General features: G+C 70.2%; 12 protein-coding genes and 1 tRNA gene. 9 read left to right on the top strand and 4 right to left on the bottom strand.

Translation table 11 applies throughout. The features are described from left to right. Positions 1 to 83 precede the first annotated feature (83 nt). On the bottom strand, positions 84 to 1,481 hold the full coding sequence (locus AB1K56_RS01460) for a threonine/serine exporter ThrE family protein (RefSeq protein ID WP_371204222.1): 1,398 nt from the start codon (positions 1,479 to 1,481) through the stop codon (positions 84 to 86). Positions 1,482 to 1,659: 178 nt separating this feature from the next. Here AB1K56_RS01460 and AB1K56_RS01455 point away from each other — a divergent pair, with 178 nt between their 5' ends. The 8 genes from AB1K56_RS01455 to AB1K56_RS01420 all read left to right on the top strand — a co-directional run bounded on the left by AB1K56_RS01455 (position 1,660) and on the right by AB1K56_RS01420 (position 9,953). Next, entirely contained in the window at positions 1,660 to 2,946 is a 1,287-nt protein-coding gene (locus AB1K56_RS01455) for an aspartate kinase (protein WP_076676959.1), read from the top strand. Between the two features lie 65 nt (positions 2,947 to 3,011). Beyond that, positions 3,012 to 3,593: a DM13 domain-containing protein gene (locus tag AB1K56_RS01450; RefSeq protein ID WP_371204221.1), complete on the top strand. Its 582-nt coding sequence runs from the start codon at positions 3,012 to 3,014 to the stop codon at positions 3,591 to 3,593. Between the two features lie 199 nt (positions 3,594 to 3,792). After that, positions 3,793 to 4,863, top strand: coding sequence for an aspartate-semialdehyde dehydrogenase (locus AB1K56_RS01445; protein WP_264631309.1), 1,071 nt, complete (start codon positions 3,793 to 3,795; stop codon positions 4,861 to 4,863). 98 nt (positions 4,864 to 4,961) lie between these two features. Further along, a complete protein-coding gene (locus AB1K56_RS01440) occupies positions 4,962 to 6,434 on the top strand; it encodes a malate:quinone oxidoreductase (RefSeq protein WP_371204220.1) in 1,473 nt (490 codons plus the stop codon). Positions 6,435 to 6,441: 7 nt separating this feature from the next. Next, on the top strand, positions 6,442 to 7,047 hold the full coding sequence (locus AB1K56_RS01435) for a thymidine kinase (RefSeq protein WP_136586695.1): 606 nt from the start codon (positions 6,442 to 6,444) through the stop codon (positions 7,045 to 7,047). 208 nt (positions 7,048 to 7,255) lie between these two features. Further along, a complete protein-coding gene (galE, locus tag AB1K56_RS01430; RefSeq protein WP_371204219.1) occupies positions 7,256 to 8,284 on the top strand; it encodes a UDP-glucose 4-epimerase GalE in 1,029 nt (342 codons plus the stop codon). Positions 8,285 to 8,346: 62 nt separating this feature from the next. Continuing rightward, positions 8,347 to 9,135: a FadR/GntR family transcriptional regulator gene (locus tag AB1K56_RS01425; RefSeq protein WP_371204218.1), complete on the top strand. Its 789-nt coding sequence runs from the start codon at positions 8,347 to 8,349 to the stop codon at positions 9,133 to 9,135. Then, positions 9,132 to 9,953, top strand: a complete 822-nt coding sequence (locus AB1K56_RS01420) for a siderophore-interacting protein (protein ID WP_371204217.1) — start codon at positions 9,132 to 9,134, stop codon at positions 9,951 to 9,953. Before AB1K56_RS01425 ends, AB1K56_RS01420 begins: the two co-directional genes overlap by 4 nt. A gap of 42 nt (positions 9,954 to 9,995) precedes the next feature. On the opposite strand, the gene AB1K56_RS01415 is transcribed toward AB1K56_RS01420, so the two are convergent. Both AB1K56_RS01415 and AB1K56_RS01410 read right to left on the bottom strand, forming a co-directional pair. Then, positions 9,996 to 10,775 carry an HAD-IIB family hydrolase gene (locus tag AB1K56_RS01415; protein WP_371204216.1) on the bottom strand — a complete coding sequence of 260 codons (780 nt, stop codon included), beginning with the start codon at positions 10,773 to 10,775 and terminating at the stop codon, positions 9,996 to 9,998. A gap of 218 nt (positions 10,776 to 10,993) precedes the next feature. After that, positions 10,994 to 11,401 carry an META domain-containing protein gene (locus AB1K56_RS01410; RefSeq protein ID WP_371204215.1) on the bottom strand — a complete coding sequence of 136 codons (408 nt, stop codon included), beginning with the start codon at positions 11,399 to 11,401 and terminating at the stop codon, positions 10,994 to 10,996. Between the two features lie 115 nt (positions 11,402 to 11,516). Between AB1K56_RS01410 and AB1K56_RS01405 the strand changes: the two genes are divergently transcribed. Further along, entirely contained in the window at positions 11,517 to 13,535 is a 2,019-nt protein-coding gene (locus AB1K56_RS01405; RefSeq protein ID WP_371204214.1) for a hypothetical protein, read from the top strand. 324 nt (positions 13,536 to 13,859) lie between these two features. Here the strand turns inward: AB1K56_RS01405 and AB1K56_RS01400 are convergent. Further along, positions 13,860 to 13,936: transfer RNA gene (locus tag AB1K56_RS01400), tRNA-Pro, on the bottom strand. Positions 13,937 to 14,008 lie beyond the last annotated feature (72 nt).

Here is a 14,008-nt window from a genome sequence, read left to right as displayed (position 1 = left end):
TCCCGCCCCGGCGGGGGTGACACCACCCCGACGCGCCGCGCTCTCCCGCTCTGGGGCTCGCACCGCCGCCGCGATGTGCGGCTCTACCGCCGCGCGCGCGCTCGCACGCGCGTGACGCTCGACAGCGTCGCGCGCACCGGCTGACCCAGGTAGATGCCGAGCGAGGCGCCGACCGCGAGCGCGATGCCGATGGTCGCCGCGCCGGCGAGGGTGGTGACTCCGGTCATGAGCACCGCCGGGTCGTCGCCGGACTCCACGATGCCGAGCAGACCCCGGAACACCGCCGCTCCGGGGACGAGCGGCAGGATCGCGGCCGTGGTGATGGCCACCGACGGCACGTGCAGACGGTAGGCGACCACGATCCCGACGAAGCTGCCGATGAACGCCCCCACCCCGCTCGCCGCCGCGACCTCGAAGCCGAGCCCCGTCGCGGCGACGTAGCCCGCCCACGCCACCAGGCTCAGAGCGGCGCTGACGAGGATGATGCGCGCCCCCGCCCCGTTGAACACCGCCACGGCGACGGCGATCACCGCGGCGCCCACGAACTGCAGGACGACGGGTCCGAGGGGGAGGGCGGTCGACGGCGGTGACATCCCCAGCCCGATCACCCGCACGGTCTCGAGTCCCGCGAGGATTCCGAGCACCACGCCGAGCGTCTGCGTCGTCAGCTCGAGGATGCGGCCCGTCGCGGTCAGGGCGAAACCGTCGATGGCATCCTGCGCCGCTCCCACGACCGTGAGCCCGGCGAGCATGAGCACGATCCCGGATGCCACGATCACCGACGGTCTGATCGCGGCCGCCGCCTCGATGCCGGTGTACCGCAGCAGCGGCGACAGCGCCGCCACGACGGTGAGGACGAAGCCGCCGGCGATCTGCGCGAAGAAGTACGGCACGCGCGCGCGGGCCATCAGGTACTGGGTGGTGGCGGCCAGCGCCGCGGCGATGAACGACAGCACCAGCGCGAGCCAGTTGGCGCCGAACATGATCGCGACCCCCGCCGCGAGGGAGGCCTGCGAGACGACGACGATCGCCGGTCGGTAGCGGAACGGCAGGCGCCGGATGGCGCGGCAGCGCGCGATCGCGTCGTCGAGGGCGAGCCCGCCGGTGATCTCGGTCACGAGGGCCTGGAGCCGCTGAAGTTTCGCGTGGTCGGGGACGGAGCCGCGCACGACCCGCAACAGGGTGGTGGGGTGACTGGCCCTGGGTCGGCTGTGCGCGATCGTGATCGAGTTGTAGGTGACGTCGACGTGCACCGGGTCGAGCCCGTACGCCCCGCAGACGCGCACGATCGTCAGCGTGACCTCGTTCGCGGGCGCGCCGACGACGAGCATCGTCTCGCCGATGCGGATGGCGAGGTCGAGGATGCGCGTGGCGAGCGCCTCGTCGATGACGGGCAGCAGGGTCGTGTCGAGCGACGTCGCCTCGTCGGCGTGGACGAGTCGGCGCAGCGACGACAGCCAACGGCCGGGGGTGAGCGGCATCCGAACGCTCCAGGGGGAGGGGGTGGAACCCGTCGATCCTATCCGCGACGCCGACGGGCGCCGGTGCGCTCGCGCATGGCGGAGGAGGTATGCGCGCGCCTCTAGGATGATCCACGGGCGCGGCTCGAGCGCCGGCGTCGTGACACTCCGACGCACAACCCCTCCGGGAGTTCTCCACATGGCTCTGATCGTCCAGAAGTACGGCGGTTCGTCCGTCGCCGACGCCGAGAGCATCAAGCGCGTCGCCAAGCGCATCGTCGACACCCGTCGTGCCGGTCACGAGGTCGTCGTCGCCGTCAGCGCGATGGGCGACACCACCGACGAGCTGCTCGATCTCGCGGGCCAGGTCGCCCCGATCCCCGCGCCCCGCGAGCTCGACATGCTGCTCTCCAGCGGCGAGCGGATCTCGATGGCGCTGCTGGCGATGGCGATCCACTCGATGGGCTTCGAGGCCCGCTCCTTCACCGGCAGCCAGGCGGGCATGATCACGGATGCCACCCACGGGGCCGCCCGCATCGTCGACGTCACACCGGTGCGCCTGCGCGAGGCCCTCGACGAGGGCGCCATCGTCATCGTCGCCGGCTTCCAGGGCTTCAACCGCGACACCCGCGACATCACCACCCTCGGGCGCGGCGGTTCCGACACCACCGCCGTCGCGCTCGCGGCGGCGCTCGAGGCCGACGTGTGCGAGATCTACAGCGACGTCGACGGCATCTTCACCGCCGACCCCCGCGTCGTCCCGCTCGCGCGCAAGCTCGGCCGCGTCGGCAGCGAAGAGATGCTCGAGCTCGCCGCGAACGGCGCCAAGGTGCTCTACATCCGCGCGGTCGAGTACGCCCGCCGTCACGGCGTGCTGATCCACGCGCGATCCACGTTCAGCGCAAGCGAGGGCACCTGGGTGCTCGACGCCTCGAAGAAATCCCCGCTCGTCCCCGAGGGAGCCACCATGGAAGAGCCCATCGTCGCCGGCGTCGCCACCGACCTCAGCCAGGCGAAGATCACCGTCATCGGCGTGCCCGACGTGCCCGGCAAGGCCGCCGACATCTTCAAGATCGTCGCGAAGTCCGGCGCCAACGTCGACATGATCGTGCAGAACGTCTCGGCGGCCGCCACCGGCCGCACCGACATCTCGTTCACCCTTCCCAAGACCGATGCCACGACGGCGCTGAAGGCGCTCGCCGGGGAGCAGGCCGAGGTCGGGTTCGAGAGCCTCGTCCACGACGACCAGATCGGCAAGCTCTCGGTCGTCGGCGCGGGCATGCGCACGCACTCGGGCGTCTCGGCGACCCTCTTCGAGGCGCTCAGCATGGCCGGGGTCAACATCGAGATGATCTCGACCTCCGAGATCCGCATCTCGGTGGTCGTGCGCGGCGTCGACCTCGCCGAGGCGGCCCGCCTCGTGCACACGGCGTACGGTCTCGACGGCGACGCCGAGGCCACCGTGCACGCCGGCACCGGTCGCTGACCCGCCCCTCGCAGGCGATCTCCAGCGACGCGGTCTAGCGTCGTCGCCGACGAGCGGAGACGGCGATGGCGCGACGGCGGACGACGCGACGGCGGACGGTCGCGTGGGTGGTCGGCGGCGCGGGCGCTGTGATCGTCCTCGTCGTGGGCGCTGTGCTCTTCCAGCCCTGGTTGCTGTTCGTCGACGTGCGCGTGGCCGATCGCATCCCGTCATCGCAGACGACGGCGCCCGACATCGTCGAGCCGGTGGAGATGGCCGAACCGACGGTGGAGGACGCGACTCCCGCCGCACCCGCGGCCCCCCGGGACCTCCTCGCGGGATCGCTGATCAGTCATGAACACGAGACGTCGGGATCGGTCCGCGTCATCGAGAATCCCGACGGCACCCGCCAGGTGGCGCTCGTGGGACTGGAGACCTCGAACGGGCCCGACGTGCACGTGTGGCTCAGCGCCGGACCGGTGGTCGAGGGCCGCGACGGGTGGTACACGGCGGCGTCCTACGATCACGTCGACCTCGGGCCCCTGCGCGGCAATCTCGGCGACCAGCTCTACGACATCCCGGCCGAGGTCGATCTGTCGAGCTTCCGCACGGTCGACCTGTGGTGCGAACGCTTCGGCGTCTCGTTCGGTGCTGCCGCGCTGAGCTGACCGCTCCGCGCGTGACACGACGCAGGAGTTTTCCGGCGGGCGGCCTCCGGAGCGGCGGAATGCGGCCGCGCACCCGCGCGGAACCGTCAATCTTCCTGCGCCGTGTCTCCGCCGTCGGCAGCCCCACGGCCACTCGCGCTACCCTGACCCGAACGCCGCGTTCGCGGCATCCGCCACCCGAAACACCCGAGGACCTCGCATGACCCGCATCTCCGATTCCGGAATCTCCCTCGCCGTCGTCGGCGCCACCGGCCAGGTCGGCACCGTGATGCTCGAGATCCTCGCCGAGCGGTCGTTCCCGATCCGCGAGCTGCGCCTGTTCGCGACGGCGCGTTCGGCTGGGTCGTCGATCGACTTCGGCGGGCACTCCGTGATCGTCGAAGACGTGGCCACGGCCGACCCCGCCGGCGTCGAGGTCGCGCTGTTCTCCGCCGGGGCCACCGGCTCCCGCGCGCACGCGCCCCGCTTCGCCGAGGCCGGCGCCCTGGTCATCGACAACTCCAGCGCGTGGCGCATGGATGCCGAGGTCCCCCTCGTCGTGAGCGAGGTCAACCCGCACGCGATCGACCAGGCCGTCAAGGGCATCGTCGCCAACCCCAACTGCACGACCATGGCCGCGATGCCCGTGCTGAAGGTCCTCGACGCCGAGGCGGGCCTCGAGCGCCTCATCGTCAGCACCTATCAGGCCGTCTCGGGCTCGGGGCTGGCCGGGGCGCAGGAGCTGCTCGGCCAGGTCGAGGGCGTGCTCGCGCAGGGCGACGTCGAGCGCCTCGTGCGCGACGGCTCGGCCCTGGACTTCCCCGAGCCCGAGAAGTACGTCGCCCCGATCGCGTTCGACGTCATCCCCTTCGCCGGCAATCTCGTCGACGACGGTCTGAACGAGACCGACGAGGAGAAGAAGCTGCGCAACGAGAGCCGCAAGATCCTCGAGCTGCCCGACCTCCGCGTCGCAGGCACCTGCGTGCGCGTCCCCGTCTTCACCGGACACTCGCTGAGCATCAATGCCGAGTTCGCCCGCGACCTCACCCCCGAGCGCGCCCGCGAGCTCCTCGCCGACGCCCCCGGCGTGCGTCTCGAAGAGGTCCCCACTCCGCTGCAGGCGGCGGGAACCGACCCCAGCTACGTCGGCCGCATCCGCGCCGACCAGTCGGCGCCCGAGGGCAAGGGTCTCGTGCTGTTCATCAGCAACGACAACCTGCGCAAGGGAGCCGCGCTGAACGCCGTGCAGATCGCCGAGCTCGTCGCGCAGAAGCGTCTCGCGACCGCCTGAGACACGGCATCCGGATGCCGCTCGCGAGGTGTCTCGACATCGAACCGACCGATCTCTCGATGTCGAGACACCTCACGGCCCGCACCTAGAATCGACGGGTGACTGAAAACGTCGATGTTCTCCTCATCGGTGGCGGCATCATGTCCGCCACTCTCGGCACGCTGCTGAAAGACCTCCAGCCCGATCTGAAGATCGCGGTGCTGGAGCGCCTCAGCGACGTCGCGCAGGAGAGCTCCAACGCGTGGAACAACGCCGGTACCGGTCACGCGGCGCTGTGCGAGCTGAACTACACCCCCGAGGGCAAGGACGGCTCGATCGATCCCGCCAAGGCGGTGACGATCAACGAGCAGTTCCAGCAGAGCCGCCAGCTGTGGGCCTCGCTCGTGGCCGAGGGCGTGCTCGACGAGCCCTCGACGTTCATCAACGCCACCCCGCACATGACGTTCGTGCGGGGCGAGAAAGACGTCGCCTTCCTCCGCAAGCGCTACGAGGTGCTCAAGCAGCAGCCGCTGTTCGCGGGCATCGAGTACACCGAGGACTCGCGCGTCATCAACCAATGGGCGCCCCTGCTCATGCAGAAGCGTCGCAAGGGCGAGCCCTTCGCCGCCACGCGCGTCCCCGCCGGCACCGACGTCGACTTCGGCTCGCTCACGCGCCAGCTGTTCGCGAACCTGCGCGAGAAGGGCGTCGAGGTCGTCACCAACCACGACGTCAAGAAGCTGAAGAAGCAGAAGGACGGGTCGTGGGAGGTGTTCTACCGCCACGTGATCGGCGGCACCCCCGGCTCGATCAACGCGAAGTTCGTCTTCGTCGGCGCGGGCGGCTGGGCGCTCAAGCTCCTGCAGCGCTCCGGCATCCCCGAGATCAAGGGCTACGGCGTCTTCCCGATCGGCGGGCAGTGGCTCAAGACCTCCAACCCCGACATCGTCGCGAAGCACCGCGCCAAGGTCTACTCCCAGGCGTCGGTCGGCGCCCCGCCCATGTCGGTCCCGCACCTCGACACGCGCGTGATCGACGGAGAGTCGTCGCTGCTGTTCGGCCCGTTCGCCACGTTCAGCCCGAAGTTCCTCAAGAACGGCTCGATGCTCGACATCGTGACGCAGGTGCGCCCGCACAACATCGGGCCCATGCTGAAGGTCGCGGTCGACAACCCGAGCCTGATCAAGTACCTCGTCAGCGAGCTGCTCAAGACCCACTCGAAGAAGGTCGACAGCCTGCGCGACTTCATGCCGACGGCGAAGGACGAGGACTGGGAGCTGCTCGACGCCGGTCAGCGCGCCCAGGTGATGAAGCGGGACAAGGACAAGGGCGGCGTGCTGCAGTTCGGCACCGAGGTCGTCACCGCGGCCGACCACTCGATCGCCGGTCTGCTGGGTGCCTCGCCGGGCGCCTCGACCGCGGTGTCGATCATGCTGGGCCTGATCAAGACCTGCTTCCCCGAGCGGATGCCGCAGTGGGAGCCGCGTCTGCGCGAGCTCATCCCCAGCTACGGCGAGTCGCTGAACACGCAGCCCGAGATGGCTCGCAAAGAGCTGGACGCCACGGCTCGCGCGCTCGCGATCAACCCCTGAGGCCCGCGTGGCGAAGCTGTACTTCCGCTACGGCGCGATGAACTCGGGCAAGTCCACCGCGCTGCTGCAGGCGGCGTACAACTACGAGGAGCGCGGTCAGCGCGTGCTGCTGGCCAAGCCCGAGATCGACACCAAGGGCGCCGATCAGATCGACAGCCGCCTCGGCGTGACACGACCGGTCGACTTCCTCGTCGGGGCGTCCGACGACCTGCGCGAGACGTTCCATGCGGCGGCCGGTCACGCCCCGGTCGCGTGTCTGCTCGTGGACGAGGCGCAGTTCTTCACCGCCGAGCAGGTCGACGACCTCTTGCGCATCGCGGTGCTCGACGGCATCCCGGTCCTTGCGTACGGCATCCGCACCGATTTCCGCACCGAGGCGTTCCCGGGGTCGGCGCGCCTGATGGAGATCGCGCACAGCCTCGAAGAGCTCAAGACGATCTGCCGGTGCGGGCGGAAGGCGATCTTCAACGCCCGGCTCGTCGGCGGGCGCTTCGTCTTCGACGGCGACCAGGTCGCGATCGACGAGGGGCAGATCGCGGGCGAGGTCACCTATGAATCGATGTGCGCGGCCTGCTACCTGCGCGAGTCCGGCGGGCGTCTCGACGGTCGCTGAGTCGTCCCGAGGACTCGGCCCGCCCGCCTCACCCGGCCCGCGTCGACGTCGAGACGGCACGTAGCCGACGAGTCGGTTGCAGGATGCCGCCGAGATGTCAGCGGGATGCCGTCTCGCGTTCGAACGACCGGGCCCCGCGCCGACCGCGCACCGGCCTCGGCCCGGCGGACGCTCCGGCGATGTCGGCGCTGACCGATAGCCTGGAGGTATGCGCGTCCTCCTCGCCGGCGGTGCCGGTTACATCGGAACCCACACGGCCGTCGCCCTCCTCGAGGCCGGCCACGACGTCGTCCTTCTCGACGACCTCTCCGGCACCCACGCCGTCGCCGCGGAGCGCGTCGAGCGCATCACCGGCAAGCCCGCGCCGCTGGTCGTCGGCGACGCCGCCGACGAGGGCGTGGTCACGAGCGTGTTCGACGAGCACGGGCCGATCGACGCGATCATCCACCTCGCGGCGTTCAAGGCCGTGGGCGAGAGCACGCAGAAGCCGCTCGCGTACTACTCGAACAACCTCGACACCACGTTCACGCTGCTGAAGGTGGGCATCGCCCGCGGCATCCGGTCGTTCGTCTTCTCGAGCACCGGCACGGTCTACTCCGACCCCGACGACCTGCCGTTCACCGAGGAGTCCACGACGAGCGTCGACCTGTCGAACGCGTACAGCAAGTCCAAGCGCATGAACGAGGTCGTCCTCGCCGACGTGGCCCGGGTGAACCCGGAGCTCAACGTCACGGTGCTGCGGTACTTCAACCCGGTGGGCGCGCACGCGTCGGGTCTCATCGGCGAAGACCCGGCCGGCATCCCGAACAACCTCATGCCCTTCGTCTCGCGCGTCGCGATCGGCTCGCTCGACGAGATCGGCGTCTTCGGCGACGACTACGACACCCCCGACGGCACGGGCCTGCGCGATTACATCCACGTCGTCGACCTGGCCGAGGGGCACGTCGCGGCCCTCGAGCAGGCGCAGCCGGGGCACCAGGTGTTCAACCTCGGCACCGGGCGCCCCGTGAGCGTGCTCGAGCTCGTGGCGTCGTTCGAGAAGGCCGTGGGTCACGAGCTGCCGAAGAAGATCCTCGACCGCCGTCCGGGCGACGTCGCGGCGACCTACTGCGACCCCGCGAAGGCCGCCCAGGTGCTGGGATGGCGGACGCGGTTCTCGATCGACGACGCCTGCCGCGACTACTGGAACTGGCAGACGAAGAACCCCGCGGGGTACGCCACCACCGCCGAGGCGTGATCGCGCGCGCGTAGGGTGATGTGGTCCGGCCACATCCACGCGCGCCGGACGGAGGGGACCCCATGCCGAACAGCGCGCCGCGGGCCTGGCAGATCGTACTCGAGCGCATCGAGGGCGATCTGCGCGACGGTCGTCTCGGCCCGGGCGACCGGCTGACGCCCGAGCGCGAGCTCGCCGTCCAGCTGGGCGTCGGGCGCTCGAGCGTGCGCGAGGCCGTGCGCGTGCTCGAGGTGCTCGGTGTCGTGCGGACGGCGACCGGCTCGGGACCGTCCGCGGGCGCGATGATCGTCACCACGCCGCGCGGGGGCCTCGCGGCGTTCCTGCGCCTGCAGGTGGCGGCGAACGGATTCCCCCTCAGCGACGTGGTGCGCACGCGCGTCGTGCTCGAGGGCGACGTCGTCGAGCGGCTCGCACGCTCCGACGCGGACCTGACCGAGATCGTCGGCATCCTCGACGCGATGGATGCCGCCGACCTCGCCCCCCACGAGTTCCTTGCCCTCGACGCCCGCTTCCACCAGGCGCTCGCCGAAGCGTCGGGCAACGCGGTGATCGCCGCGATGATGGCGGGCCTGCGCAGTTCGATCGAGGCGTACACGCAGGCCGGCGCGGCGCGACTGGGCTCCTGGACGCGGACGGCCGACCGGCTGCGGCAGGAGCACCGGCGCATCGTCGACGCCGTGGCCCGCGGCGACGCCGACGACGCGCGCGAGCGGGTGCGCGGCCACATCACCGACTACTACACCGAGGTGGCGCAGGCGCTGAGCCCCTCCGACCCCGCCGACGACGCGATCGGCGACGCCGCGCGCGCCGCCGTGCGCGCATCCCCGCCCTCCCGAGAGGAAGCCCCGTGACCGATCGTCCCGCCCGCCCGCCCCGCCCGCAGCACGTCCTCCACGTCGTCGGGACCGAGCGCCTGAGCCCGCACCTGGTGCGCGTCCGCGCGCGGGGGACCGACCTGTCGGCGTTCCGCGAGAGCCCGCACACCGACGCGTACGTCAAGATCACCTTCGCCAAGCCCGAACTGGGGCTCGAGCCGCCGTACGACCTCGCCGCCCTGCGCGAGACGCTCGCCCCCGGCGACCTCCCCGTCACCCGCACGTACACCGTGCGCGCCGTCTCCGGCGACGAGCTCACGATCGATTTCGTCGTGCACGGCGACGAGGGTCTCGCCGGCCCCTGGGCCGCGGCGGCGCAGCCGGGGGACCGGCTCGTGGTCTCCTCGCCCGGGGGAGGCTACACCCCCGACCCCGCGGCGGACTGGCACCTCTTCGCCGGCGACGAATCGGCTCTGCCGGCCATCGCGGCCTCCCTCGAGGCGCTGACCCCGGATGCCGTGGGTGCGGCGTTCCTGGAGGTGCAGTCCGTGGGGGAGCAGGTGCCGCTGAGCGCGCCTCCCGGGGTCGTCGTCACGTGGGTCTACCGCGGGGAGGCGCCGGCCGGCGCGACGCCGGTTCTGGCGGAGGCGGTGGCCGGGTGGCATCCGCTCGACGGCCGTGGGCAGGTGTTCGCGCACGGTGAGCGCGAGGCGATGAAGGCGCTGCGCGACATCGTCTTCACCCGGTGGGGACTCGAGCGCGCCCAGGTCTCGCTGTCGGGTTACTGGGCGTACGGACGCACCGAAGACCGGTTCCAGGCCGAGAAACGCGAACCGATCGGCAAGATCCTCTGACGCTCTCGGGTCGACGGGCTCGACCCGAGAGCGATCGAGCCCTCAGGCCTGCGCGCGCTCCGGGAGCGTGGGGATGAGCTGCTCGAGGAAGGCCGCGGTGTCTTCCCAGCCGTGCACGGCCTGGCAGGTCACGCCCATGGCCAGGACCGGGTAGTCGTTGCCGTCGGGATCGAGCCTGTCGCCGACGAAGAGCATGTCGTCGAGGGGGATACCGGTGGTCTCGGCGAGCTTGCCCATGCCGTAGGCCTTGTCGATCCCGCGGTGGGTGATGTCGACCGAGGTCGATCCGCCCGAGCGCACCTCCAGGTCGGGGATGCGCGCGGCGACGGCCTCGCGGAGGCTGTTCTTCTTCTCACCCGTGGGGTCCCACGCCATCTTCGCGTCGAGCGGGGCGGACTGGCCGAGGGCGGAGAACGTGATCTGCGACCCCCGGTCTTCGAGGATGTCGCCCCACGGCTCGGCCTCCCAGAGGCCGAGGCGCTCGGCCTCTTCGCGCACCGCGGTGAGGGAGCGCTGCTTCTCGTCGTCGGTGAGCGAGTGGGCGTACACGGTCTCGATGCCGGCGGGGGTGAGCCGGTAGTACTGCGTTCCGCAGGTGGGCATGAGGTGGAACTGCGCGAGGAGCTCCGGCGACGCCTCGGGCAGGCGCTCGACCACCTGAGAGCGGAACTGCTGCAGCTGACCGCCCGAGATGATGGCCACCTCGACGCGCGCGGCCAGCGCCAGGAGCAGTTCGCCGATGCGCGGGTCGATGGCCGACTTGGACGGCGCGAGGGTGTCGTCGAGGTCGAAGGCGACGAGGCGGGGCGAGGCGTTGGACACGGGGCTCCTGCGAGGTGGGGTGGGGGCCACGCACGTGATGCGTGCGGGGTGCGGGCGCCACTGGGGCGGGCTCCGTGAGATTCTACCGACCCTCGACAGCCGTGATCCGCGGGTGAAACAGGCGGGCAGGGATGCGAAACACGCGCGGTCCGCGCGGCGACCACGATCGCATCAGAGGCGCGACGCCATGCGTCTCGGCTCAGGGGGCGTACGCACAGTCACCCGGCGCGCGTCAACGTGCCGATCTGATCGCCATTCCGGTTGAAGACGGTCATCGTGTCGTCGGAGACGGTCGCGGTTGCAATGCCGCGAAGCCACGTGTCGACTTCTGGGCACGCCATCTTGGTCGAGAGGCCCATCGTGATGGAGATGCGGCCACCTTGCTCGGTATAACGGCCGCCGATCCCATTACATCCATCGTTTCCGCTCACTTTGCCGTCGCTCAGAGATAGATATTCCGGCCCGGTACCCTCCCATCGTCCGGACTCGAATGTTTTCTCCGGGTCAGCTGCCGAACCGGCGCAGGCAGTAGCACCCCAACCCACGGCGATAAGAGCGACGACAGCGAACGCACGGCGCAACATGAGATTCTCCTCATTTACATCGGAATACGAAATCTTCTTCATACGGGATTGTCAGGTTGTCGTAGGGTAGGCGCGACGCTGTGAGGTGGGTGGGGGCCCTATCGCGATCCCCGTCTACGACATTGTGCGTTTTCCACGACCCACATGAGATGAGACGATGACACGAAACACCACGCGCATGGGATGGGGCGGCGCGACCGCAGCCATCGCACTCAGCGCATCCGGTCTGCTGGTCCCCACGGTGGCTTTCGCCGACGACGACACGTCGACTGCACCAACGGTGGGCGCGGAGTTCGATGCGACGGCGCAGCAGTTGCTGAGTGCAGATGACGAAATCCAGGCCGTTGCCAAGGACGGCCGCGGCAACGTCGTCGTCTACACAGCCGGTGAGGAAAGCGAGCTCGGCGGTCAGACGCGAGACTTCCTGGAGTCGAAGTCAAACGTCATCGTGAAGTCGATTGGAACGCCCATCAGGGCACTGGCCGCCACCGACGTGGTCGGTGGCGCAGGTTACTACTCCCCCGACCCGAATGGTGGTCAGGGCGGCTTCCTCTGCTCGGTTGGTTACGCCGGCTGGAGCCCTCAGGGCGCGCCCGCCGTCATCTCCGCCGGACACTGCACTGTCGACGGCACAGCCATCAAGTCGCTTCTCACCACCCCCGCGAACGACACCGCCGCAGGCGGCACGACGCCCAAGGAATTGGCCCCTCTCGGCACAGTCGCCTACTCGCAGTATGGTGGCCCCGGCAATTCAGTCGGCGCCGACGGCGACAAGTCTTCGGTAGACATTTCTGCGATCGATGTGACCAACTCCGAACTGACTCTGAAACCCGAGATCACCGACTGGACGACTGCCTCGTCGAACGACCTGGCGGCTTCGACGATCGCCGTCAAGGCCATCGGTCAGGCGCAGGTGAACGCTCCTGCCTCCAAGTCGGGGCGAACGACCGGACTGACGTCGGGCACCGTCGAGTCGGTTGAGGGCTGGGCCGAAGTCAGCGGGCGTTGGGTGTACGGGTTCAGTGTCGTCGGCGATTACAACATGGTCCTCGGCGGAGATTCGGGTGGGGCTGTCTTCCAGGGCAACACCGCCGTCGGTGTGGTTTCGGGTGGAAACGACCCCGATCCCGCGACAGGAACCCCGGGCGGCGACTTCATGTGGGTTGCCGACCTGCAAGCAGGGCTTGCTCGCACCGACGGCTACACCGTCGCCCTGAAGATCGACGCTCCCGCCCTCACCACCCCCGCCGACGGCGGCACGGTGGGCGTCGGCGGCGTCATCTCCGGTACCGCTCAGGTGGGCACCACGCTGAAGGTCAAGCCCTCGAACGGCGATTCCTTCGACGTGACCGTCGACGGTTCGGGCAACTGGAGCTTCCCCGCTCCCGACAAGCTCGGCACCTACTCCTTCTCGCTCACCTCCGTCAGCGGATACAACACCTCGGCCACGGTCGACGCCTCCGTCGAGGTCAAGGCCGAGGCCCCGGTCATCACGACGCCGGCCAACGGCTCCACGGTCGAGAACGAGCTCACGGCCATCTCGGGCACCGGCCTCGCCGGCGCGACGGTCACCCTGACGGGCGACGTCACGGGCTCCGCGAAGGTCGCCGAGGACGGCTCCTGGTCGGTCGAGACCGACCTGGGCATCGGTCAGTACACCGTCACCGCCACGCAGGCGCGTGACGGCCAGACCTCGGCCGCGGCCACCGTCGAGTTCACCGTCGCCCCCTCGGCTCCGGTCATCACCGGCATCCAGGACGGCGAGTCGTACAGCGGCGCCGCGGTTCCCACCGCCATCACGGGTATGGGCCTGACCGGCGCCGACATCACGGTGACCATCAACGACGCGAAGGTCGGCGAGACGGTCGTCAAGGACGGCAAGTGGTCGGTCGTGCTCAAGGACGCCCTGGCCCCCGGTGACTACGCCGTGGTCGCCACCCAGACGGTCGACGGTGTCTCGAGCTCCGCGTCGGTGAGCTTTTCGGTCGCCGCCGCTCCCGCGCCCTCGCCCAGCGGCACCCCCGCTCCCGGTGGCAACCCCGGCGGCGGCAACGGTGGCGGACTGGCCAACACCGGTATGGGTGACGTGGCTCCCCTCGCGTGGGGCGCTCTCGCCCTCATGCTGGGTGGGTTCGGTGCCCTCGGCTACCGCAAGGTGCGTCGCGCCACGCGCTAAGCATCTCTGAGTCAGCGCCCCCGGCGCCTTCCCGTTTCGGAAGGCTCCGGGGGCGCTTTCGTTCGTGCCGCCTTCGGCGCACCGCGGTGGGGCGTGCGGATCTCCGAGGTCGCCGCGGAGCGCGATGCCGGGTGTCCACGATCCCGCGGGCGGGGACGGGCGGGGACGGGCGGGGAGGTCGCCGGAGCTACGCGGGGTCGCGCCGCTCGCCTGCGGCCGGGGAAACGGGGAAGGGCTCCCGCTCGGCGGCGTTGCGCCGCTCACCTGCAGTCGGGGAAACGAAGAAGGGCTCCCGCTCTGCGGAAGCCCTTCTCGGTGATGCGATGGTCGGGGTGACAGGATTTGAACCTGCGGCCTCGTCGTCCCGAACGACGCGCGCTACCAAGCTGCGCCACACCCCGTTGCAACTTGAAAAGTCTACCCTGTCGCGGGCCATGCTCCGAACCACGGGACGCTCCGGGCGCGCCGCGTCC

Origin of the sequence: Microbacterium sp. BWR-S6Y (genome assembly GCF_041379845.1) — a bacterium.
Lineage (GTDB): Bacteria > Actinomycetota > Actinomycetes > Actinomycetales > Microbacteriaceae > Microbacterium > Microbacterium hydrothermale.
Note: the sequence above shows the minus strand (reverse complement) of the source record. Positions and strands in the feature narration are given on the sequence as shown.

Bases quoted from the DNA above. Each gene is read 5' to 3' on its own strand.
- AB1K56_RS01460 (WP_371204222.1), bottom strand. From the start codon at position 1,481: ATGCCGCTCACCCCCGGCCGTTGGCTGTCGTCGCTGCGCCGACTCGTC.
- AB1K56_RS01455 (WP_076676959.1), top strand. From the start codon at position 1,660: ATGGCTCTGATCGTCCAGAAGTACGGCGGTTCGTCCGTCGCCGACGCC.
- AB1K56_RS01450 (WP_371204221.1), top strand. From the start codon at position 3,012: ATGGCGCGACGGCGGACGACGCGACGGCGGACGGTCGCGTGGGTGGTC.
- AB1K56_RS01445 (WP_264631309.1), top strand. From the start codon at position 3,793: ATGACCCGCATCTCCGATTCCGGAATCTCCCTCGCCGTCGTCGGCGCC.
- galE (WP_371204219.1), top strand. From the start codon at position 7,256: ATGCGCGTCCTCCTCGCCGGCGGTGCCGGTTACATCGGAACCCACACG.
- AB1K56_RS01425 (WP_371204218.1), top strand. From the start codon at position 8,347: ATGCCGAACAGCGCGCCGCGGGCCTGGCAGATCGTACTCGAGCGCATC.
- AB1K56_RS01410 (WP_371204215.1), bottom strand. From the start codon at position 11,401: ATGAAGAAGATTTCGTATTCCGATGTAAATGAGGAGAATCTCATGTTG.
- AB1K56_RS01405 (WP_371204214.1), top strand. From the start codon at position 11,517: ATGACACGAAACACCACGCGCATGGGATGGGGCGGCGCGACCGCAGCC.